The sequence below is a fragment of the Bacillus sp. B1(2022) genome (assembly GCF_040259625.1).
Taxonomy (GTDB): domain Bacteria; phylum Bacillota; class Bacilli; order Bacillales; family Bacillaceae; genus Bacillus; species Bacillus velezensis.
On record NZ_JANIFO010000007.1, the window covers coordinates 1 to 18,490 of the forward strand.

Genomic DNA, 18,490 nt, shown 5'->3' on the forward strand with positions numbered 1-18,490 from the left:
CATTACACGCAAGTGTAATATATGGAGGATTAGCTCAGCTGGGAGAGCATCTGCCTTACAAGCAGAGGGTCGGCGGTTCGAGCCCGTCATCCTCCACCATTCCTATCATACATAAGTTGGCGTATTAAGCCGGTGTAGCTCAATTGGTAGAGCAACTGACTTGTAATCAGTAGGTTGGGGGTTCAAGTCCTCTTGCCGGCACCACCTTTATATGTTATACTATATAAGTCTCTTGTAATAAGAGCCATTAGCTCAGTTGGTAGAGCATCTGACTTTTAATCAGAGGGTCGAAGGTTCGAGTCCTTCATGGCTCACCATGTTTTTCTTGCGGATGTGGCGGAATTGGCAGACGCGCTAGAATCAGGCTCTAGTGTCTTTACAGACGTGGGGGTTCAAGTCCCTTCATCCGCATTGCCAAACGCGGAAGTAGTTCAGTGGTAGAACATCACCTTGCCAAGGTGGGGGTCGCGGGTTCGAATCCCGTCTTCCGCTCCAACTATACTATACCATCCATGCCGGGGTGGTGGAATTGGCAGACACACAGGACTTAAAATCCTGCGGTAGGTGACTACCGTGCCGGTTCAAGTCCGGCCCTCGGCACTTATTGTTGCGCCCGTAGCTCAATTGGATAGAGCGTTTGACTACGGATCAAAAGGTTAGGGGTTCGACTCCTCTCGGGCGCGCCATACATACTTTTGAAAAACGGGAAGTAGCTCAGCTTGGTAGAGCACATGGTTTGGGACCATGGGGTCGCAGGTTCGAATCCTGTCTTCCCGACCATTTTGGGGCCTTAGCTCAGCTGGGAGAGCGCCTGCTTTGCACGCAGGAGGTCAGCGGTTCGATCCCGCTAGGCTCCACTTGATTTTAATTGTTTTTTGGCGGTGTAGCTCAGCTGGCTAGAGCGTACGGTTCATACCCGTGAGGTCGGGGGTTCGATCCCCTCCGCCGCTACCATTGGACCTTTAGCTCAGTTGGTTAGAGCAGACGGCTCATAACCGTCCGGTCGTAGGTTCGAGTCCTACAAGGTCCACCACTTATACGGAGGAATACCCAAGTCTGGCTGAAGGGATCGGTCTTGAAAACCGACAGGGGTGTCAAAGCCCGCGGGGGTTCGAATCCCTCTTCCTCCGCCATATCTAATTTAATTATCATCGCGGGGTGGAGCAGTTCGGTAGCTCGTCGGGCTCATAACCCGAAGGTCGCAGGTTCAAATCCTGCCCCCGCAACCAAAAAATGGTCCGGTAGTTCAGTTGGTTAGAATGCCTGCCTGTCACGCAGGAGGTCGCGGGTTCGAGTCCCGTCCGGACCGCCATTTATAAAAAAGGCTCGGTAGCTCAGTTGGTAGAGCAACGGACTGAAAATCCGTGTGTCGGCGGTTCGATTCCGTCCCGAGCCACCATTTAATTTAATATTGTTTTGGCGGTTGTGGCGAAGTGGTTAACGCACCAGATTGTGGCTCTGGCACTCGTGGGTTCGATTCCCATCAATCGCCCCATACAACATGCGGGTGTAGTTTAGTGGTAAAACCTCAGCCTTCCAAGCTGATGTCGTGGGTTCGATTCCCATCACCCGCTCCATTTTTATATTGTCATGGGCCTGTAGCTCAGCTGGTTAGAGCGCACGCCTGATAAGCGTGAGGTCGGTGGTTCGAGTCCACTCAGGCCCACCATGATGATTTTTCCACAGTAGCTCAGTGGTAGAGCTATCGGCTGTTAACCGATCGGTCGCAGGTTCGAATCCTGCCTGTGGAGCCATACGGAGAAGTACTCAAGTGGCTGAAGAGGCGCCCCTGCTAAGGGTGTAGGTCGTGTAAGCGGCGCGAGGGTTCAAATCCCTCCTTCTCCGCCATAAGGCCCGTTGGTCAAGCGGTTAAGACACCGCCCTTTCACGGCGGTAACACGGGTTCGAATCCCGTACGGGTCATTAAAAAACCTTGCATATTATGCAAGGTTTTTTATTATGCGTTCATAGTGTAAATGGTAAAAGACAGGTATGTGGCAAAAGCGCTCCATAATAAATAAGGGACCAGAAGCCAGGCTGAAGCTTTACTGTATTTACCGGCAATGAGCAACAGAATGAGTGTTGTCACCGCCACAAGCAGGCAATCGATAGATGCAGCAAGCAAATTTTTCTGTGTGAATTGAAAATAGCTGAATCCTTGATTCACGATATAATTGATGAGAAGCATCACCCAAAAAGCTTTGGATTCTTTACATGAAAACTTTGCGTATATCATGGCTGCTGAGAGCGAAATAAGCGCAAACAAAACCGCCCATATGATGCCGATCACTGATCCGCTCGGCGTCCAGTCAGGTTTTTGCAGTGCGTCATACCATTCACGGTCGATGGGAAAGAGAACCCCCGCTAAAGAAAACAAGACATATGTAATGATAAATACAATAATCGCACCGATATACTTCTTTTTCATTTGTTCCCTCCGTCATTCAATGTCAATACGTTAGTTCCCTTTTTTGGAAATATTAAACCTTTTAAAAGGTTCATGCATCATTAAGTGTATGAGTTTTCAGTGTAAAAATGCAGCAAACCATTTATTTGTATTCAAAAACCCCGGCAGGCCGGGGTTTTAATCAGCATGAAGATCGCCAAAGGTCGTCATAATTCCTTCTTCGTCCAGTTCCTGTTCATATTTTTCGTGTGCTTTGCTCGGATACACGGAAATGTTTTTTCCGGTAATATCTGTCGCGATAAAGTTTTCATAATCCTCAGCATAGCCGATGTTTTCTTCTGAGTTCATTGTCATATCCCCATAGCTGAGCGGAGGATCCTCTAAATCCTGAGGCGTTTCTGAGTTTCCGTATTCCTCAACATCCTGATAAGCATCTTCACTATCGTAAGTCGCCCGGATTGATTCATCATCATCAAATTCAAACTGTCCGAACGGTGTTTCCTCTTCAATCGGCCTGTCTTTGGAAACGGCATCCTGCGAGGAATATTCCGCCAATGTCGTAGCCGTCGGCAGAGCTTCGAGTCTGTCATAAGGAATGTCCTTGCCGCTGACTTCACATGTGCCGTATGTGCCGTTTTCAATTTGTTTCAGAGAGTAATCAATATCGCGAAGGTGCTCCCGTTCATGGTCGAGCAGAGCCAGGTCTTTTTCCCGCTCATATAATTCGGTCGCCTGATCGCCGGGATGATTGTCATAGGAAGACAATTCGCCGGATGACTGATACGGGAATTCATCAGCTAACTGAAATTGATCATTTTCTTTAAAGCGGCTTAAAATATCATGTCTGGCTTCTTCCAATTCTTTTTTTAAGTGTGTGATCTGTTCGTTTGTAAGCACATCAATCCCTCGTTTCTATGTGATGCTTACTGTTAGTATGAACGCTTTTGCGCAGAAAAATGGTGGATAAAAATAGTCATTTTCCCATGAGGAAGTAAAAGGATACAGTGATTGCCGAGAGTGGGGAAAGAAAATTCAAGTTTGTTTCTTTATTCATTTGCGCAAAAAGGTTTATAATAAGAAATGCAGGCATTTTGTCGTGCTCACATCTGTGTGTTTGACACAAAGTCATCACAGGTGTATTGTATTAAAAGCATTTAACGGATTATGGAGGAATGTCTCATGGTGACAACGGTGCAGCATACGTTCCGAGAGGAAGCAGATCATGCATTACATAAAGCCAAACAAGTCAACCATGCTGTCTTATTGAGCTATTCAAGACGTATTGCGTCTTTAGACCCTCTATCATTTTTCAAAGACGGAGCAAAAAAATATAAAGGCAAACGATTTTTTTGGTCAGAACCCGGTAGTGAATTAACAATAGTCGGTCTTGGCACAGAAGCGCTGTTCCAATCGAATGAAAAAAATGGAAAGCGTTATCACGACGTTTTTGAACAATGGGAGCGCTTTAAAAAGACGGCTTTTCATATTCATGAAGAAGAAGAGGCGGCGCATACCGCGGTCGGCCCTGTCTTATTCGGCGGTTTTTCATTTAATCCCGCTGAAGAGAGAGGAGACGAATGGAACGGGTTCGAAGAAGGACTGTTCTTTATCCCCTCACTCATGCTGACAAAGACGGCAGATGGTGATTATTTAACCGTCAATCAATGGGCGGCAGACGGTAATCAGGCAGAAGATACGCTGAAACGTCTGAAATCTTTTTCGGAAGCTTTTTCAGTTTCTTCAATCGAGTATGAAGAATATCCTGTTTTAACAAAAGCGGAAGAACTTGATGTGGAAAACTGGCTTGAAGCCATTAAAACAGCAACAAATGATATGAAAGCAAATCAATATGATAAAGTCGTGCTGGCAAGGGAAGTCGTTTTGTCATATGATGGGCCTATTCCGGCGGAGAGCGTTGTCCGCAAGCTTTTGACGGACCAAACGACAAGCTATGTTTTTGCGATTGAGCAGGGAGATAAATGCTTTGTCGGCGCTTCACCGGAACGGCTGATCAAAAAATCCGGCAAAGACGTCATGTCCACCTGTCTGGCAGGTTCAATTAAGCGCGGAGAAAATCAACAAGAAGATGAGCGTCTCGGCAAAGAGCTGCTGCATGACGAAAAAAATCTCGCGGAACATGATTTTGTGGTTAAGATGATACACGATTCTTTTTTGTCGAGCTGCAGCGATGTGAAAAAGCCTGCAGGTCCGCAATTATATAAAACAAAAAGTGTTCAGCATCTATATACGCCGATCACAGGCCATCTTAAAACGTCCGCTTCGCTGTTTGATTTAATTGAAAAGCTGCATCCCACACCGGCATTGGGCGGAGCTCCCCAGCAGAAAGCTGTTGAGATTATCGCTGATATTGAACCAATGACACGCGGATGGTACGCGGCACCGATCGGCTGGATGGACGGCAGGGAAAACGGAGAATTTGTCGTGGCTATCCGATCAGGGCTGATTGAAGGCAAAAGTGCGCGGCTTTTCGCAGGCTGCGGCATTGTTGAAGATTCAGATCCGCAATCAGAATATGAAGAAACACAAATTAAACTAAAGCCGATGATCTCTGCTTTAGGAGGTGAAAGGCTTTGACAAACCCGATTACACATTATATCGGAAGCTTTATTGATGAATTCGCTTTATCGGGTGTCACCGACGCAGTTGTTTGCCCGGGGTCGAGGTCAACTCCCTTGGCGGTTTTGGCGGCGGCCCACCCGGATATTCAAGTCCATATACAGATTGATGAACGATCCGCAGGTTTTTTCGCACTCGGTCTTGCAAAAGCCCGCCAGCGTCCGGTCATGCTGATTTGTACGTCAGGAACGGCGGCGGCTAACTTCTATCCGGCCGTGATTGAAGCTCATTATTCAAGAGTGCCTCTTATTGTCCTGACTGCTGACCGGCCTCATGAATTGAGGGAAGTGGGGGCGCCTCAGGCGATTAACCAGCATTTTCTGTTCGGTAACTTTGTTAAGTTTTTCACAGACTTGGCTCTGCCTGAGGAAAATCCTCAAATGCTGACCTATATCAGAACATTGGCCGGCAGAGCCGTAAGTGAAGCCGGGAAGCGCCCGATGGGGCCAGTCCATATCAATGTGCCGCTCAGAGAGCCTTTGATGCCGGATTTATCAGCCGCACCTTTTGAAAGAATGAGAAAGGGGCGGCACGTCTCAGTCACAACAGGGATTCAGTCAGCTGATCAAGATTCTCTCTGTCATATTACAGAGCGTCTTGCGGGGACCGAAAGAGGTATGATCGTCTGCGGCGAAATTCACGGTGAAGCAGAAAAGCAGCAAATCATCGCGCTTGCCGAGATGCTTCAGTTCCCGATTTTGGCTGATCCGCTTTCAAACCTCCGAAACGGGGAGCATGATAAGACGCTGATTATTGATGCTTATGACTCGTTTTTAAAAGATGAAGAAATAAAAGAGGCGCTGCGCCCGGACGCTGTGATCCGCTTCGGCCCGATGCCGGTTTCCAAACCGCTCTTTTTATGGCTCAGAGATGATCCTGCCATTGAGCAGTTTATCGTCGATGAAGACGGAGGATGGAGAGATCCCACCCAGGCCGGCGCGCATATGATTCATTGCCATCCGTCTGTGTTTTTGGAAGCGGTCCGTTCAGCTGAAACCGGAAAGCGGCCGTCCGGATGGTTTGAGAAATGGCAGTTTGTCAATGACCGGTTCCGGAGTCATTTACAGGACGCAAGCATGGATGATTTATCATTTGAAGGAAATGTATATCGTCAGCTTCAGCACCTTGTCCCTGAAGGCAGTTCGATTTTTGTCGGAAACAGCATGCCGATTCGCGACGTGGATACGTTCTTTGAAAAACAAGATCGCTCCTTCCGTGTTTATGCCAACCGCGGCGCTAACGGAATTGACGGAGTTGTCTCCTCGGCTATGGGACTGTGTGAGGGTACAAAAGCTCCTGTCACGCTTGTCATTGGAGATTTATCGTTTTACCATGATTTAAACGGGCTGTTAGCGGCTAAAAAACTTGGAATTCCGCTTACGGTTATTTTAATAAACAATGATGGCGGCGGGATTTTCTCGTTTTTGCCGCAGGCATCTGATAAGACTCATTTTGAAGAACTGTTCGGTACGCCGACGGGTCTTGATTTCCGGCATGCCGCCGCACTGTACGGCGGGACGTATACTTGCCCTGAGACATGGGAGGCATTTAAGGATGCGTATCAGCCGCAGGCGGACAAGCCCGGACTTCATATAATCGAGCTGAAAACAGATCGGACATCAAGAGTTCAATTCCATCGCGATCTGCTGCAGGCCGCAGTGCGGGAAGTGAAAAAAGAATGGAAACTGTAACAGTTAAAACGGCCGACGGCGTATGCTATCGTGCTGCTGATAGCGGACACGAATCATCTGAAGCTATTGTTTGTCTGCATGGATTTACGGGCAGCAAAGAATCATGGATGTTTTTACGCGGCATGTTTCCCGGCGAACGAATGGTGATGATTGACTGCCTGGGTCACGGGGAGACAGACGCGCCTGTGCAAGCGGCAAGGTACAGTGCGAGCCGGCAGGTTGCGGACCTTGCCGCCGTTTTTGATCAATTAAAACTTCACAAAGTGAAACTTATTGGTTATTCTATGGGGGGAAGACTTGCGTATTCCTTTGCACAGGCATTTCCGCATCGGGTGTCAGCGCTTGTTTTGGAAAGTACAACCCCGGGCCTCAGCACGCTTCAGGAACGCAAAAAGCGGATTCAGTCAGACCGGAAGCTTGCTGACTTTATATTGCGGGAAGGTATAACATCGTTTGTCGATTATTGGGAGGGCATTCCGTTGTTTGCCACGCAGCTTTCTCTGCCGGACAGCGTAAAGGCGTCCATCCGTGCCGGCAGGCTGAAAAATAATCCGTCCGGACTTGCAGGCAGCCTGCTCGGAATGGGGACGGGCTCACAGCCTTCCTGGTGGGAGGCATTACACCGCATCAAAGCGCCCGTCCTGCTCATATGCGGTGAATGGGATGAAAAGTTTTGCGCTATTAATCAAAAGGTGCATAACCTGCTCCCATCAAGTAAAATAGAGGTTGTCAAACAGGCGGGGCACACGGTACATGTGGAACAGCCGCGAATTTTTGGTAAGATAGTAAGTGAGTTTTTATACGGCTTGTAAAGCATAAAGAAAATAGCTTTTCGGCCGGACTCAGGCAAAAATGAAGGAGGTCATATCAATGGCTGCAGAATGGAAAAGTGAACGTCAGTACGATGAAATCCTGTACGAGACGTATAACGGTATTGCAAAAATAACAATTAACCGCCCGGAGGTACATAACGCATTTACCCCTAAGACGGTATCAGAAATGATTGACGCGTTTGCTCGTGCGCGTGATGACTCCAATATTGGTGTCATCGTTCTTGCGGGAGCGGGAGATAAAGCATTCTGTTCAGGCGGAGACCAAAAAGTCCGCGGTCACGGCGGATATGTCGGAGACGATCAGATCCCGCGTCTGAATGTGCTTGATCTTCAGCGTTTGATCCGCGTGATTCCTAAACCGGTCGTAGCGATGGTATCAGGCTATGCCATCGGCGGAGGCCATGTGCTTCATATCGTCTGTGATTTAACGATTGCGGCCGATAACGCGATTTTCGGCCAAACCGGACCGAAAGTGGGAAGCTTTGATGCCGGTTACGGCTCAGGTTACCTGGCGCGTATCGTCGGACATAAGAAAGCCCGTGAAATCTGGTACCTGTGCCGTCAATACAACGCGCAGGAAGCGCTCGACATGGGGCTTGTCAATACGGTTGTCCCATTAGAGAAACTTGAAGAGGAAACAATTAAATGGTGTGAAGAAATGCTTGAGAAAAGCCCTACAGCCCTTCGTTTCCTTAAAGCGGCATTTAATGCAGATACAGACGGCCTCGCCGGAATTCAGCAATTTGCAGGAGATGCAACGCTTCTTTATTACACGACTGACGAAGCGAAAGAAGGCCGCGATTCCTTTAAAGAGAAACGCAGTCCCGATTTCGGTCAATTCCCTCGTTTTCCGTGATCAGATGACACTACGAAACAGCTTGAGCCGCTCTGGTCCAAGCTGTTTTCTTTTCAAAAACAGTACTTTTACCTCGGAGATGATAACATGCTGACAGAACAGCCGAATTGGCTCATTCAAAGGGCTCAGCTGACACCAGAGAGAATTGCTCTCATATTTGAAAACAAACAGATGACATTCAGAGAATTATATCATGCTTCTAAACAAATGGCCGCGCGGCTGTATAAATACTGCTCGCTTAAAAAAGGAGACCGCGCTGCGATTTTGCTTTCTAACAGACCGGAAATGGTTTATGCCGTTCACGCCTGCTTCTTATTAGGGGCGGAAGCTGTGCTGTTGAATACGAAGCTCTCAAAACAGGAACGGTTGTTTCAGCTCGAAGATTCACAGGCAAAGCTTTTATTGACGGAGGACGGTTTTTGCCGCGAAGAATATGAATCTGCGGTCGCCGCTGCAGATGTGGACGAGCTGCAGGCTGAAGAGGCGGGAGACATTGAACCTGAAGCTTATGTAACGCTTGATGATACGGCGACTCTTATGTATACGTCAGGAACAACGGGAAGGCCGAAGGGGGTGCAGCAGACTTTCGGTAATCATTATTCCAGCGCTGTCTCGTCTGCGCTGAATCTGGGGGTCACGGAGCGGGACCGCTGGCTTATTGCGCTGCCGCTGTTTCATATCAGCGGTCTGTCTGCGCTGTTTAAGTCGGTCATTTACGGCATGCCTGTCGTGCTTCATCAAAAATTTTCTGTCACTGATGTGCTGGACAGCATCAGCTCCCATCAGGTCACGATCATTTCAGCGGTGCAGACCATGCTTTCGGGCCTGCTTGCGGAAACTGAACAATGTCCTGAATCACTGCGCTGCATTCTGCTTGGCGGGGGTCCGGCACCGCTGCCGCTCCTTGAAGAATGCCGCAGGAAACAATTTCCGGTATTCCAATCTTACGGCTTGACTGAAACCTGCTCACAGATTGTCACGCTTTCTCCGGAATTCAGTATGGACAAGCTCGGCTCGGCCGGTAAACCGCTGTTTTCATGCGAAATTAGAATTGAAAAAGACGGAAACCCTTGTGCGCCGTTTGAACACGGTGAAATTACGGTGAAAGGCCCGAATGTAATGAAAGGGTATTACCATCGTGACGACGCAAACCAGGCCGCTTTTCATAATGGATGGTTTAAAACGGGCGATCTTGGCTATTTGGATGATGAAGGGTTTTTATACGTGCTGGACAGGCGGTCGGACCTCATTATTTCAGGCGGAGAAAACATCTACCCGGCAGAAGTGGAAGCGGCGCTGCTTGCCCATCCGGCTGTAGCAGAGGCCGGTGTTTCGGGAGCCGAAGATCCGAAGTGGGGGAAAGTGCCGCATGCTTTTCTCGTGCTGACTTCTTCTGTCAGTTCTGAGGAGCTGACCGCCTTTTGCCGTGAGCGGCTTGCAAAATATAAAATACCGGCTGCTTTTTTCGAGGTTGACGGGCTCCCGCGGAACGCGTCCAATAAACTGATGAGGCATCGGCTGAATGAGCTTCGTAAAGGAGAATTATCATGATTAAGATTGAAAAAATCACCCTTTATCATGTAAGTATGAGGCTGAAAAAACCGTTTAAAACAAGTATTGAAACGCTGCAGGATCGTAAATTTTTGATCGTGGAAGCGATCGATGAAACCGGGAGAACCGGCTGGGGGGAGGTATCGGCGTTTTCTTCTCCGTGGTATACAGAAGAAACGATTCAGACATGCGCGCATATGCTGAGAGATTTTTTCATCCCAAATGTCGTAGGCCGCGAGTTTTTCCATCCGTCAGAAGTGCCTGACAGTCTCGCGCGTTTCAAAGGAAACCGCATGGCAAAAGCGGGGCTGGAATCAGCCGTGTGGGATCTATATGCCAAGAAAAAGGGGATATCTCTCGCAGAAGCCTTAGGGGGCAAAAGAGATAAAGTGCCCGCCGGCGTGGCGGTGGGTCTGGCTTCGGCTGATGAGATGCTTCGGGAAATTGAGCAATACGTAAAAGAAGGTTATCAACGTATAAAAATAAAAATTCAGCCCGGCCATGACGTTGATCTGGTCAGAGCCATCCGCAGCCGTTTTCCGAACGTACCGCTGATGGCGGATGCCAACTCGGCATATGAACTGAAAGACATCAGCAGGCTGAAAGAGTTGGATGAATTCCAGCTCATGATGATAGAACAGCCGCTTCAGGCAGATGATATTGTCGATCACCGCCACCTGCAGAAACACTTGAGAACCGCGGTATGCCTTGATGAAAGCATATGCTCATATGATGACGCAAGGCGGGCGATTGAGCTTGGGAGCTGTAAAATCATTAACATAAAACCGGCGCGTGTAGGAGGCCTGACAGAGGCTTTAAAAATACATGACTTATGCAGAGAGCATCACATGCCGGTTTGGTGCGGCGGAATGTTTGAAACCGGCATTTCGAGAGCGCAGACAGTCGCGCTTGCTTCGCTGCCGCAATTTACGATACCGGGTGATATTTCCTCATCAGACCGATACTGGGAGGAGGATATTGTCACTCCCGACATACGTATCGAAGAGGGATTCATCTCTGTTCCGGACGGTCCCGGACTGGGTGTTGAAGTCAATCAGGAAATAATGAGAAAATACGTCACCCAAATGGACGTTTTTACGACAAACAACTGATAAAAAGACATTTCAGCGAGTTGAGCTGCCTGTATGCTGCTGTTATATTGAAATTGTTCATCATCACCCCTTCCCCCGTTTGAACCGGCTGTATCAGCCGGTTTTTTTAATAGGCGGATGCGATGATTTTTTTATTCTTCAAACAGTGTCGGCTTTACATCGCAGGTGTTGCTTTCTGGCTGGGGCAAACATGTACATCTTGATAAAAAATTCTGTGCTTGTCATGAATGCGATACTGATCGTACCGTCTGCCGCCTATATTTGCCGACGAACCGCCTTTCTGCCATGCTTCTCATCCGCGCGATTTTCTCCGGCTCAGGGGCTGATTTCAAAAAGGCTTGCGGCGCGGAAATGAAAAAGAGCTGTATAAAACAGCTCTTTTCTTTTATAAATCATGCGGTTTAAAGGTTTTGCAATCCGTTTCTTCACTTTTTTCAGCGGTTTCGCCTGTATGGCTGACTACATAAATAGCGTCGGCCGTGCATTTGTTTCCTCTGCCCCAATATGAACAGTTATTGACTTCACACAGAATTTTTTGGTCCATGCTGGCTCCCCTCCAAGATAAAAGGTACGCCATTAGTATGAGCCGCCCTGATTTTTGTTATTCCTCCTGGCGGATATAACGTCTGTCTTTCATAAAGAGCTTCCAGAAGAAATAAAACCCGGGAAACAAAATAATGAAAGCGACGATATACGTCATAAACAGCGCCCTGAAGGTGGCCGGCTCCGTAAATCCTGACATGACCGTAATATCCGGATAAATCATATAAGGAAGATGCGCCCGTCCGTATGCATAGCTTGCCAGAAAGTATTGAAGCGCAATGGCGATCATGGCGATTCTCGGTTTGCCGAGGTTGCGGCCGAAGCGCTTATTCGGCAAAAACAGAGCCACGCCGGCAATGATAAATGTAATGACAGACAGAATGAGCCATGTCTTGTCTTTCATCATCCCCGTATACAGCCAGCCGGCTTCAGAGCGTAATGTCAGCATAATGAAGAAGGCGAAAAGAAGCGACAGCGGCCCTGTTAGTAAAGAGCTCCGTCTGTAGATGCGGTACGCATGCTCCTCTTCCGCAACATTTGAAAAATCGGCCAGAAGCAGTGAAGATAAAAATAAAGTGCTTAAAATGGCAAAGCCGATAAACGCATACGCATTAAGGCTTGTAAAGACATTTGCCAAATTCAGGTGATACACGCCGCCCGTCTTCTCAATAAATCCTCCGTGTGTGACCGGAAGGACCAAAATCAGCACAGCGGGAATAATGAAGCCCGAAATTCCGGAGATATATCTCATGATTTTTCTTTCCTTCGCCGTATTGGAGAAAACGAGAAAGCCGCTGCGGATGGCTAAAAGCAGCAAAATAATACTCCCCGGGATCAATAAAACGGTTCCCAGCACGAAGGTTGCCCCTGGAAAGAAGCTGAATAGGGCGACAACGATTGCGACGATAAAGACGTTGGTCACTTCCCATGTCGGGGACAAATAACGGTTGGCGATGTTTGTCGCCTTTGTTTGTTCTTTATTTAAATAAATCATCGACCAAAAGCCGGCTCCGAAGTCCATCGTTGCCATGACCGCGTAGATAAACACGAAGCCCCATACGATTGATATCGCAATGAGAGCATCCATGGTAATGTCCATTTTAATTCAGCCCTTTCTATAGTTAGGATTCCGCCGCTTTTACATCCTCCTCAACGGGATGTTTGCGGAAATAATAAAGCAGCACATAAATGACTGCAGCTGCCAAAATGGCGTAAACGACCGTAAACAGGATGAACAGCAAACCGATTGAACCGGTTGTCGTGACGACATCAGACGTTTTCAAGAGATGGTAAATCACCCATGGCTGCCGCCCCGTACAAGCGAATATCCACCCGAATTCAATTCCGATCAGACTGAGCGGTCCTGCGGTTAAAAATAAAATCAAAAGCCAAGTCGGAAAGCTGTCTTTCTTTAAAATTTTTCTCCACACGATGCCGATGATTGAGTACAAAATGAGCAGCATCCCGATGCCGACCATTCCGTTAAACAGTGTATGGATGAATAAAGGCGGCCACTCGTCTTTCGGAAACGCGTTCAATCCTTTGACGACGGTATCAAAGCTGTTTGCAGCCAAAAAGCTTAAAGCCCACGGCACCTCTATCGCCCATTTTACTTTTTCTTCTTTTGCATCAGTAAAACCCCCGATCGCAAGCGGAGCGTGTGATCTAGTTTCAAAGAGCCCTTCTGCGCCCGCAAGCTTCTCAGGCTGGTATTCGTAAAGAAGCTGGGCTGACTCGTGACCGTTTAAAGAGGCAATTATGGAGAATATCCCTCCGATCGTTAAGGCGAGCAGCAGCGCTTTTCGGTGAAAGCGGTATACCTGCTCCTGTTTTCTCGTTCTCAGCATTTTATAAGCCGCAACTGACGCAACGATAAATGCCCCGGTCATGAAAGCCGTCAGAACGACATGGCCCGCGGTGGTGAAAAAGCTTGGATTAAAAAACGCTGCCCACGGTTCGACGTCAGTGATTTTGCCGTTTAAAATTTTAAAGCCGGCCGGCGTTCCTTCAAATGCGTGAACATTTGTGATTAAGACGGCGGATGCCGCGGCGCCGATCAAAACGAAAATTACGGCAATGATGCGCATCGCAGGAGTCAGCCGGTCAGCGGCGTAGACATAAATGGACATAAACAGCGCTTCGATAAAGAATGCATAAATTTCAATCTGAAACGGGAGTGACATCACCCTGCCGATGACTTCCATGAATCCGGGCCACAAAAGGGCAAGCTGTGTACCCGCGATCGTTCCGGTCGGTATCGCCACGCCGAGCAGAACAGCCTGCGCCTTCGTCCACCGTTTTGCCATAATGGCATAATGCGGATCTTTTGTTTTTTGGTAAATCAATTCAGCCATTAAAATCATCAGAGGCAAGCCGACACCAAGCGTCGCAAAAATAATATGAAAGCCCATGGTTGTCCCGAACAGGCTTCTGGCTAACACTAAATCATCCACGATCATAAACCGCCTTTCTAAATTACCGTTTTATGTAATGTGGTTATATTATTTGCTGAAGCGATTAGATTATTCTTCCGATTCCATATATGTGCAGGGTTTAGAAATCAGGGGATCAGGGCATATATGATTGACAAGCGGATATTTAAGGTTTAAAATAAAACGTAATTATTACGATTTAGGAAAGGGAGATCACCATGAAAAAAGATATTCATCCGGATAACCATCAAGTGATTTTTCAAGATGTGAACAGCGGCTATCGCTTTTTAAGCCATTCTACGAAAACGTCAGCGGAAACGGGAGAGTGGGAAGACGGAAAAACATACCCGCTGATTAAAGTGGAAGTCAGCTCAGATACGCATCCGTTTTATACAGGCCGCCAAAAGTTCAACGAAAAAGGCGGGAGAGTCGAACAGTTCAACAAAAAATACAATATGGGAAAATAAGACAAGCCCAATGGGGTTTGTCTTATTTATTGAGCACTTTGCCATCTCGTGCGGGGAGTGACGAAATGACCCGTCTTATGTTATATTGTGAATAAAAAAGCAGAAAGGAAACACCAAGATGAGTCTTCTAAACGATATCATGCAATTTAATGAGCAGTTCACTAAAAACAAAGATTATGAAAAATACCAAACATCTAAATTCCCGGATAAAAAAATGGCGATTTTGTCCTGTATGGACACACGTCTTGTAGAATTGCTTCCGCATGCGATGAATATGCGAAACGGCGATGTGAAAATTATTAAAAGTGCCGGCGCGCTTGTCGCCCACCCGTTCGGAAGTATCATGCGCAGCCTTTTAGTGGCCGTATACGAATTAAACGCCGATGAAGTCTGCGTTATCGGCCACCATGATTGCGGCATGAGCAAAATCAACAGCGAGGATATGCTCGATAAAATTATCGACCGCGGTATTCCGAAAGAGCGGATTGACATGCTGAAGCACTCAGGAGTTGATCTTGATCAATGGCTGAAAAGCTTTGATTCAGTAGAAGCGAGTGTTACAGACAGCGTAAACGTCATTAAACACCATCCGCTATTCCCTGACAATGTGCCGGTGCACGGTCTGGTGATTGATCCTGAAACCGGTAAACTTGATCTGGTGATCGACGGCTACCGGCATATGGACTAATGTTTTTCTTTCTTGTCCGGTACGGGATCAACACCGCCCGGATGAAAAGGGTGGCACTTTAAAATCCGCTTCAGTGTCAGCCATCCGCCTTTTAATGCGCCGTGAGTCTTGACGGCTTCGATTCCGTACTGCGAACAGGTCGGATAAAAGCGGCATGACGGCGGCGTCAGCGGAGAGATGAACTTCTGGTATCCGCGGATGAACGCAATCATTATGGTTTTCATCAAAAAACCACCTTTCTGATGCTAGTATAGAAAAAAAATTTCAGATTGAAAAGCTTCCGCCACAATTCTTATCGGAAAACTGTGTTATAATGGATGCATATTCTGAAAAAAAGGGAGTGCCATTATGCCTTCAGTAGAAAGTTTTGAGCTTGACCATAATGCGGTTGTGGCTCCGTATGTAAGACATTGCGGAGTGCATAAAGTCGGAACAGACGGCGTCGTGAATAAGTTTGACATTCGCTTCTGCCAGCCGAACAAACAGGCGATGAAGCCGGATACGATTCATACGCTTGAGCACTTGCTTGCGTTTACGATTCGCACACATTCTGAGAAATACGATCACTTCGACATCATAGATATCTCACCGATGGGCTGCCAGACAGGCTATTATCTTGTTGTCAGCGGCGAGCCGACAGCGGAAGAAATTGTAGACCTGCTTGACGCTACGCTGAAAGAAGCCATCGATATTACGGAGATTCCGGCGGCCAACGAAAAACAGTGCGGCCAGGCGAAACTTCATGATTTAGAAGGCGCGAAACGCCTGATGCGTTTCTGGCTGTCACAGGATAAAGAAGATTTGCTGAAAGTGTTCGGATAAAAAACAGGCCTTTTTGCTGACATGCAAAAAGGCTTTTTTACATATTTCTAAAAAATGTCACACCTTATGTGTAAGCGTTTGCTAAAATAGAAGCAAACATGAAGGAGTGATGGGATGAAACGGGCTGTATTGGCAGGTATGTGCGGTATGGTATTTCTATTATCTTCCTGCGGGGGCAATTCGGACAAAACCTCCGCGGATGAAGAGCCTAAAGCGCTTGAGGTCAAGCTTACAGGACCGGAAACGGCAGCACCGCATGAAAAAACGGAATACAAGGCGGAAGTTTTTTACGGCGGCAAGCGTGTCACGGATGCGGATGAAGTCATGTTTGAAGTATGGAAAGAAGGAAAAAAAGGCAGCAGCAAAACAAGCAAGGCCAAGGAGGAAAAAGGGGCGTATCACCTGCGGACTGAATTTGATGAAGAGGGTGTGTATACCGTTCAATCCCACGTAACGGCAAATCAGCAGCATAATATGCCGACTGTAAAAGTGCGTGTCGGGGATGCTGAAGCTGCCGATGATTCCTCCGGCCATGAGGAACAGACGCATCATCATTAAGGATTTTTTTTATCCGTCAAGCCTTTTGATGCGTCCTCCGGCGGGTCAATCGTATGTTTTACATTATAAGCTCTTACAGTCGACCAGATGGATAAAAGCAGCACGGCGAGCACGATAAGAAAGCCGAAGCTCAGAAGAAGCACCATGAAATCCCTCCTTTTTAACAAATCATAACATATTTTCCATCCGTAAAACCAAGGGCTAAAAATTTATGTTTTAACACACGATATATAGGGTATATCAATAGTAAACCAAAGGAGGAAGATAGGCATGTCAGAAAAACTATTGGACGCAGTCAATAAGCAAGTTGCAAACTGGACGGTCATGTATGTGAAATTACATAACTATCATTGGTACGTCAAAGGGAAGGACTTTTTCACATTGCATGAAAAGTTCGAGGAGCTGTATAACGAAACGGCTACATATATTGATGATCTGGCAGAACGTCTGCTGGCATTAAACGGCAAGCCGATCGGCACAATGACGGAATCATTGAAGACAGCGTCTGTAAAAGAAGCGGAAGGCAATGAGAGCGCAGAACAAATGGTACAGAACATTTATGATGATTTCACTGTCATTGCGGAAGAGCTGAAAAGCGGCATGGATCTCGCAGATGAGGTAGGAGACGAAACGACCGGTGATATGCTGCTTGCCATTCACCAGAATATCGAAAAACATAACTGGATGCTGAAAGCGTATTTGGGATAATCAACAAGGGAAGACCGGGGCTATAAAGCACTCGGTCTTTTATTTGGCTGCCGAAGAGAGGTGTTGTCCATTTTTCTGAAAAATCCAGTCCGTTCCATTCACTTTTCATAGAATAATGTAAGGCCGTTTCTGTGAAAGGATGTTGGATCAAGTGGGCAAAGACTTTGGCATCTTTTCGTTTTTTGCAGTGATCGTGTCGGCAGCGGGGTTTTTCTTCGGAGGTTTTCAGTATTCGTTTCTGATTTTGCTATCGGTCATGGCGATTGAGTTTATCAGTACAAGCTTAAAAGAAACTCTTTTGCAGCAGCTGAGCGCAAGAAAGCTTTTTGCACGGCTGGTCAAAAAAATCGTGACCCTGGCATTAGTCTCAGTTTGCCATTTTTTTGACCAGCTGCTTCATACCGAAGGCGCCATCCGTAATTTGGCTATCATGTTTTATATCTTATACGAATCGGTTCAGATCGTGATTACGGCAAGCTCGCTGGGCATACCGGTTCCGCAGGTGCTTGTCGACCTATTGGATACTTTGAAAAATAAATTCAAGCGCAAACCGTAACATTTGCTTCAAAGGAGGCTATACTAGCGGGTATGATGGTTTTCCTCTGAATTTTTGATAAAGGGCTTCCGAACAAACGCAACTGTGGTATGATGTATGGAAGATATGAAGGAACGGATTAGAGGGATAAACATGTACGAGTTTAAAGACTATTATCAGAACACTGTTCAGCTCTCCTTTGAACACCAGCCTTTTTCAGACAGCCCGAAGCACGTGTGGGTCATATGCCGATATGGAGATAAGTGGCTTTTGACTGAGCACGAAGACCGGGGGTTTGAATTTCCGGGCGGAAAAGTGGAGCCGATGGAATGTGCGGAGGAAGCGGCCCTGCGCGAGGTGAAAGAAGAAACCGGTGCCGCGGTAAGACATCTGAAGTACGTTGGACAGTATAAAGTTCTCGGCAGGGAAAAGGTAATCGTGAAGAATATTTATTTTGCCGATATTGAAAAGCTTGAAAAACAGGCTGACTATTTTGAAACAAAGGGGCCGGTGCTGTTCAGCGAACTGCCGGAGAATCTCCCGCGAAATAAAAAATTCAGTTTCATTATGAAAGATTCGGTGCTTCCGATCAGTCTGAAAAAGCTGAAAGAGGACGGCGTATTTCAATCATAAAAAACGGAGACCCGGCG

Annotated in this window: 20 protein-coding genes and 21 tRNA genes; 34 read left to right on the forward strand and 7 right to left on the reverse strand. The window is 47.1% G+C overall.

The genetic code is table 11. The features are described 5' to 3' along the window. Nucleotides 1-23 precede the first annotated feature (23 nt). From NQS30_RS13015 to NQS30_RS13115, 21 genes are all read left to right on the forward strand, one after another. Nucleotides 24-99 (forward strand) — tRNA-Val (locus tag NQS30_RS13015). 29 nt (nt 100-128) lie between these two features. Continuing rightward, nucleotides 129-204: transfer RNA gene (locus NQS30_RS13020), tRNA-Thr, on the forward strand. Nucleotides 205-241: 37 nt separating this feature from the next. Next, nucleotides 242-317: transfer RNA gene (locus tag NQS30_RS13025), tRNA-Lys, on the forward strand. Between the two features lie 10 nt (nt 318-327). Next, nucleotides 328-411 (forward strand) — tRNA-Leu (locus NQS30_RS13030). A gap of 9 nt (nt 412-420) precedes the next feature. Continuing rightward, nucleotides 421-495 (forward strand) — tRNA-Gly (locus NQS30_RS13035). Nucleotides 496-514: 19 nt separating this feature from the next. Beyond that, nucleotides 515-600, forward strand: a tRNA-Leu gene (locus tag NQS30_RS13040). A 9-nt stretch (nt 601-609) separates the two neighbouring features. Further along, nucleotides 610-686, forward strand: a tRNA-Arg gene (locus NQS30_RS13045). A 17-nt stretch (nt 687-703) separates the two neighbouring features. Then, nucleotides 704-780 (forward strand) — tRNA-Pro (locus NQS30_RS13050). Nucleotides 781-784: 4 nt separating this feature from the next. Continuing rightward, nucleotides 785-857, forward strand: a tRNA-Ala gene (locus NQS30_RS13055). 20 nt (nt 858-877) lie between these two features. Further along, nucleotides 878-954 (forward strand) — tRNA-Met (locus NQS30_RS13060). 2 nt (nt 955-956) lie between these two features. After that, nucleotides 957-1,033, forward strand: a tRNA-Ile gene (locus tag NQS30_RS13065). A 7-nt stretch (nt 1,034-1,040) separates the two neighbouring features. Beyond that, nucleotides 1,041-1,133, forward strand: a tRNA-Ser gene (locus tag NQS30_RS13070). 19 nt (nt 1,134-1,152) lie between these two features. Continuing rightward, nucleotides 1,153-1,229: transfer RNA gene (locus NQS30_RS13075), tRNA-Met, on the forward strand. A 6-nt stretch (nt 1,230-1,235) separates the two neighbouring features. After that, a tRNA-Asp gene (locus NQS30_RS13080) sits at nt 1,236-1,312 on the forward strand. A gap of 11 nt (nt 1,313-1,323) precedes the next feature. Further along, nucleotides 1,324-1,399 (forward strand) — tRNA-Phe (locus tag NQS30_RS13085). Between the two features lie 20 nt (nt 1,400-1,419). After that, nucleotides 1,420-1,495 (forward strand) — tRNA-His (locus NQS30_RS13090). An 8-nt stretch (nt 1,496-1,503) separates the two neighbouring features. Continuing rightward, nucleotides 1,504-1,577: transfer RNA gene (locus NQS30_RS13095), tRNA-Gly, on the forward strand. Nucleotides 1,578-1,592: 15 nt separating this feature from the next. Beyond that, nucleotides 1,593-1,669, forward strand: a tRNA-Ile gene (locus NQS30_RS13100). 10 nt (nt 1,670-1,679) lie between these two features. Then, nucleotides 1,680-1,754, forward strand: a tRNA-Asn gene (locus tag NQS30_RS13105). Nucleotides 1,755-1,757: 3 nt separating this feature from the next. Next, nucleotides 1,758-1,848, forward strand: a tRNA-Ser gene (locus NQS30_RS13110). A gap of 3 nt (nt 1,849-1,851) precedes the next feature. After that, nucleotides 1,852-1,923, forward strand: a tRNA-Glu gene (locus NQS30_RS13115). 34 nt (nt 1,924-1,957) lie between these two features. Here the strand turns inward: NQS30_RS13115 and NQS30_RS13120 are convergent. Together NQS30_RS13120 and NQS30_RS13125 are read right to left on the reverse strand one after the other, a co-directional pair. Beyond that, a complete protein-coding gene (locus NQS30_RS13120) occupies nt 1,958-2,428 on the reverse strand; it encodes a TspO/MBR family protein (RefSeq protein ID WP_015240443.1) in 471 nt (156 codons plus the stop codon). A gap of 156 nt (nt 2,429-2,584) precedes the next feature. Beyond that, nucleotides 2,585-3,304: a TraR/DksA C4-type zinc finger protein gene (locus NQS30_RS13125; protein WP_007408850.1), complete on the reverse strand. Its 720-nt coding sequence runs from the start codon at nt 3,302-3,304 to the stop codon at nt 2,585-2,587. Nucleotides 3,305-3,586: 282 nt separating this feature from the next. Between NQS30_RS13125 and NQS30_RS13130 the strand changes: the two genes are divergently transcribed. The 6 genes from NQS30_RS13130 (at nt 3,587) to menC (ending at nt 11,087) form a co-directional block, all read left to right on the forward strand. Beyond that, entirely contained in the window at nt 3,587-5,002 is a 1,416-nt protein-coding gene (locus NQS30_RS13130) for an isochorismate synthase (RefSeq protein WP_025285163.1), read from the forward strand. After that, complete coding sequence (gene menD, locus NQS30_RS13135; RefSeq protein ID WP_072589492.1) at nt 4,999-6,735, forward strand: 2-succinyl-5-enolpyruvyl-6-hydroxy-3-cyclohexene-1-carboxylic-acid synthase; 1,737 nt, start codon at nt 4,999-5,001, stop codon at nt 6,733-6,735. Before NQS30_RS13130 ends, menD begins: the two co-directional genes overlap by 4 nt. Further along, nucleotides 6,723-7,547 (forward strand): 2-succinyl-6-hydroxy-2,4-cyclohexadiene-1-carboxylate synthase, encoded by an 825-nt coding sequence (menH, locus tag NQS30_RS13140; protein WP_012118267.1) that lies wholly within the window; start codon nt 6,723-6,725, stop codon nt 7,545-7,547. The genes menD and menH overlap by 13 nt, the downstream gene beginning before the upstream one ends. Nucleotides 7,548-7,605: 58 nt before the next feature. After that, a complete protein-coding gene (gene menB, locus NQS30_RS13145) occupies nt 7,606-8,424 on the forward strand; it encodes a 1,4-dihydroxy-2-naphthoyl-CoA synthase (protein ID WP_007408846.1) in 819 nt (272 codons plus the stop codon). 87 nt (nt 8,425-8,511) lie between these two features. Continuing rightward, entirely contained in the window at nt 8,512-9,975 is a 1,464-nt protein-coding gene (locus tag NQS30_RS13150; protein ID WP_015240439.1) for an o-succinylbenzoate--CoA ligase, read from the forward strand. Continuing rightward, on the forward strand, nt 9,972-11,087 hold the full coding sequence (menC, locus tag NQS30_RS13155) for an o-succinylbenzoate synthase (protein WP_003152223.1): 1,116 nt from the start codon (nt 9,972-9,974) through the stop codon (nt 11,085-11,087). Before NQS30_RS13150 ends, menC begins: the two co-directional genes overlap by 4 nt. Nucleotides 11,088-11,472: 385 nt before the next feature. On the opposite strand, the gene NQS30_RS13160 is transcribed toward menC, so the two are convergent. The 3 genes from NQS30_RS13160 to NQS30_RS13170 are packed head-to-tail and all read right to left on the reverse strand — an operon-like array spanning nt 11,473 to nt 14,083. After that, complete coding sequence (locus NQS30_RS13160; protein WP_007408842.1) at nt 11,473-11,631, reverse strand: DUF1540 domain-containing protein; 159 nt, start codon at nt 11,629-11,631, stop codon at nt 11,473-11,475. 57 nt (nt 11,632-11,688) lie between these two features. Next, the gene (locus NQS30_RS13165; RefSeq protein WP_025285160.1) at nt 11,689-12,729 is read right to left on the reverse strand and encodes a cytochrome d ubiquinol oxidase subunit II; all 1,041 of its coding nucleotides are present in this window, start codon (nt 12,727-12,729) and stop codon (nt 11,689-11,691) included. Nucleotides 12,730-12,751: 22 nt separating this feature from the next. Further along, nucleotides 12,752-14,083, reverse strand: a complete 1,332-nt coding sequence (locus NQS30_RS13170) for a cytochrome ubiquinol oxidase subunit I (protein ID WP_003152226.1) — start codon at nt 14,081-14,083, stop codon at nt 12,752-12,754. A 197-nt stretch (nt 14,084-14,280) separates the two neighbouring features. Here NQS30_RS13170 and NQS30_RS13175 point away from each other — a divergent pair, with 197 nt between their 5' ends. Together NQS30_RS13175 and NQS30_RS13180 are read left to right on the forward strand one after the other, a co-directional pair. Beyond that, the gene (locus NQS30_RS13175; protein WP_015240437.1) at nt 14,281-14,529 is read left to right on the forward strand and encodes a type B 50S ribosomal protein L31; all 249 of its coding nucleotides are present in this window, start codon (nt 14,281-14,283) and stop codon (nt 14,527-14,529) included. Nucleotides 14,530-14,647: 118 nt separating this feature from the next. Further along, nucleotides 14,648-15,217 carry a beta-class carbonic anhydrase gene (locus NQS30_RS13180; RefSeq protein WP_015240436.1) on the forward strand — a complete coding sequence of 190 codons (570 nt, stop codon included), beginning with the start codon at nt 14,648-14,650 and terminating at the stop codon, nt 15,215-15,217. Here NQS30_RS13180 and yidD read toward each other — a convergent pair. After that, nucleotides 15,214-15,441, reverse strand: a complete 228-nt coding sequence (gene yidD, locus NQS30_RS13185; protein WP_060562192.1) for a membrane protein insertion efficiency factor YidD — start codon at nt 15,439-15,441, stop codon at nt 15,214-15,216. The two genes, NQS30_RS13180 and yidD, sit on opposite strands and share 4 nt — an antisense overlap. Nucleotides 15,442-15,565: 124 nt before the next feature. On the opposite strand from yidD, the gene NQS30_RS13190 reads away from it, so the two are divergent. Together NQS30_RS13190 and NQS30_RS13195 are read left to right on the forward strand one after the other, a co-directional pair. Then, nucleotides 15,566-16,039: an S-ribosylhomocysteine lyase gene (locus tag NQS30_RS13190; RefSeq protein WP_003152237.1), complete on the forward strand. Its 474-nt coding sequence runs from the start codon at nt 15,566-15,568 to the stop codon at nt 16,037-16,039. A 114-nt stretch (nt 16,040-16,153) separates the two neighbouring features. Beyond that, nucleotides 16,154-16,597 carry a FixH family protein gene (locus NQS30_RS13195; RefSeq protein WP_015240434.1) on the forward strand — a complete coding sequence of 148 codons (444 nt, stop codon included), beginning with the start codon at nt 16,154-16,156 and terminating at the stop codon, nt 16,595-16,597. Here the strand turns inward: NQS30_RS13195 and ytzI are convergent. Beyond that, nucleotides 16,594-16,743 carry a YtzI protein gene (gene ytzI, locus NQS30_RS13200; protein ID WP_015240433.1) on the reverse strand — a complete coding sequence of 50 codons (150 nt, stop codon included), beginning with the start codon at nt 16,741-16,743 and terminating at the stop codon, nt 16,594-16,596. The two genes, NQS30_RS13195 and ytzI, sit on opposite strands and share 4 nt — an antisense overlap. Before the next feature lie 124 nt (nt 16,744-16,867). Here ytzI and NQS30_RS13205 point away from each other — a divergent pair, with 124 nt between their 5' ends. From NQS30_RS13205 to ytkD, 3 genes are all read left to right on the forward strand, one after another. Further along, the gene (locus NQS30_RS13205; protein WP_007408835.1) at nt 16,868-17,305 is read left to right on the forward strand and encodes a Dps family protein; all 438 of its coding nucleotides are present in this window, start codon (nt 16,868-16,870) and stop codon (nt 17,303-17,305) included. Nucleotides 17,306-17,456: 151 nt separating this feature from the next. Then, nucleotides 17,457-17,861: a phage holin family protein gene (locus NQS30_RS13210; protein WP_218791334.1), complete on the forward strand. Its 405-nt coding sequence runs from the start codon at nt 17,457-17,459 to the stop codon at nt 17,859-17,861. A 132-nt stretch (nt 17,862-17,993) separates the two neighbouring features. Beyond that, nucleotides 17,994-18,473 carry an RNA deprotection pyrophosphohydrolase gene (ytkD, locus tag NQS30_RS13215; protein ID WP_003152244.1) on the forward strand — a complete coding sequence of 160 codons (480 nt, stop codon included), beginning with the start codon at nt 17,994-17,996 and terminating at the stop codon, nt 18,471-18,473. Nucleotides 18,474-18,490 lie beyond the last annotated feature (17 nt).